The sequence below is a fragment of the Streptomyces bambusae genome, from assembly GCF_019400985.1.
In the GTDB taxonomy this organism is placed as follows: domain Bacteria; phylum Actinomycetota; class Actinomycetes; order Streptomycetales; family Streptomycetaceae; genus Streptomyces; species Streptomyces bambusae_A.
Window position 1 is genome coordinate 1 of the sequence record NZ_WTFF01000596.1, and the last position, 1,857, is coordinate 1,857.

1 protein-coding gene and 1 pseudogene are annotated in these 1,857 nt (G+C 76.6%); both read left to right on the plus strand.

What is annotated here, in order from left to right; all coding sequences use genetic code 11:
* Nucleotides 1–191: pseudogene (locus GPJ59_RS35880) on the plus strand (hypothetical protein); the annotation flags it as partial.
* 40 nt (nt 192–231) lie between these two features.
* Complete coding sequence (locus tag GPJ59_RS35885) at nt 232–1,107, plus strand: TatD family hydrolase (protein ID WP_219672309.1); 876 nt, start codon at nt 232–234, stop codon at nt 1,105–1,107.
* Nucleotides 1,108–1,857: the final 750 nt, after the last annotated feature.

Genomic DNA, 1,857 nt, shown 5'->3' on the forward strand with positions numbered 1-1,857 from the left:
ACGAGGGCCGGCGGCACGAGGGCCGGCACACCGGCCGGCACGCGGCGGGGGCGGCGCCCGGCCCGGCACCGCACGAGCCCGAGCACGAGCACGACGCGCCCGGCCCGGTCCACCTCACCCCGGAGGAACGCGGCGTGGCCGGCAAGGGCGGGCCGCTGACCCGGCTGCGGGACTTCTTCCGCCGGGCGTGACCCCGCTGGTCGTGAGCCCGCCGGTCATAAGATCGGCGGTATGACCCCTGCCTCCCGTGACACCCCGCCGCCGCTGCCCGAGCCCCTGCGGGTGGCGGTGGCCGACTCCCACACCCACCTGGACATGCAGGGCGGCACCGTCGAGGAGGCCCTGCGGAAGGCGGCGTCGGTCGGTGTGACCACCGTCGTGCAGGTGGGCTGCGACGTGAAGGGCTCGCGGTGGGCGGCCGAGACCGCCGCCGCGTACGACAACGTCCACGCCGCCGTCGCCCTTCACCCGAACGAGGCGCCCCGCATCGTTCATGGCGACCCTGACGGCTGGTCGCGGCAGGGGGCCCGCCCCGGCGGCGGGGAGGCCGCGCTGGACGAGGCGCTGGCCGAGATCGAGGCGCTCGCCGCGCTGCCGCACGTACGTGCCGTGGGCGAGACCGGGCTGGACCACTTCCGCACCGGACCCGAGGGCATGGCTGCGCAGGAGCGTTCGTTCCGGGCCCACATCGAGATCGCCAAGCGGCAGGGCAAGGCCCTGGTCATCCACGACCGCGAGGCCCATGCGGACGTGCTGCGCGTCCTGCGCGAGGAGGGCGCCCCGGAGCGGACGGTCTTCCACTGCTACTCGGGCGACGCGGAGATGGCCCGCGAGTGCGCGGCCGCCGGCTACTACATGTCCTTCGCCGGCACGGTCACCTTCAAGAACGCCCAGCCGCTGCGCGACGCCCTGGCCGTCGCCCCGCTGGAGCTCGTCCTGGTCGAGACGGACGCACCGTACCTGACCCCGGCCCCCTACCGCGGCCGCCCCAACGCGCCCTACCTGATCCCGCTCACCGTACGGGCGATGGCGGCGGTCCGCGGCCTGGACGAGGACGCGATGGCCACGGCCCTGGCGGCGAACACGGCGCGGGCGTTCGCGTACTGAGCGAAACCGGGCGGGTCCAGGTCTCGGGGCCACATCTCGGGGTCACGCCTCGGGGCCGCGTCTCGGCCTGCCGCCGAGGCCGAGCCCGGCCGGGGCGGGGGCTGGGCTTCGGTGGGGGCCGGGGGCTCCGGGTGGGGGCATCCGGGACTGCATGATTTATGGCGTCCTGGCTCGTCCCGAAGCCTGGCCACTGTTTGCGCCACAAATCACGCTCTACGTCCCGGACACCCCCACCCTGCGCCCCCGACCCCCGCTCAGCCCCGCTGGCCCGTCTCAGGACCACCGCCCGGCTTGCCGCTGAGGCCGAGCCCGGCCGGGGCGCGGGAGTGGGCTCGGGCGTGGTGCTGGTGCGCCCGGGGGCGGGCCGAGCCGAGGGTGGGGGACGGCCTGGCGGGGTGTCCCGGGGGGTACGCCCCCTCCGCGCTCCCGCTCGCGCCCCGGAGCGGCCGGCCGGCCGCCGCCCTTCCCTACGGTCGTCCCGCAGGTGACACGCAGGGTGACCAGTCGAGTTGGGAGAGTGACGTCCGCTCCGCTAGTGTGCCGTGCCCGAACCAGCGGTGCCGGACCAGTGGAGCGAGCGTCGTGAGCGATACCCAGGGCAGTCGGCGCCGCGGCACGGGCCGCGGCGCCGCCCGCGCGACGTCCGCCGCCCCACCCACGACGGCGGCCCCTGTCGGGTACGCCGCCCCGCCGCCGGGTTCCGACCCCGGCCCCGGCTTCGGGCCTGCTTCTCACGCCTCGGGCCCGGCC

What these genes read in the sequence shown, in the direction of transcription:
- GPJ59_RS35885 (WP_219672309.1), top strand. Translation starts at nt 232, where the DNA reads ATGACCCCTGCCTCCCGTGACACCCCGCCGCCGCTGCCCGAGCCCCTG.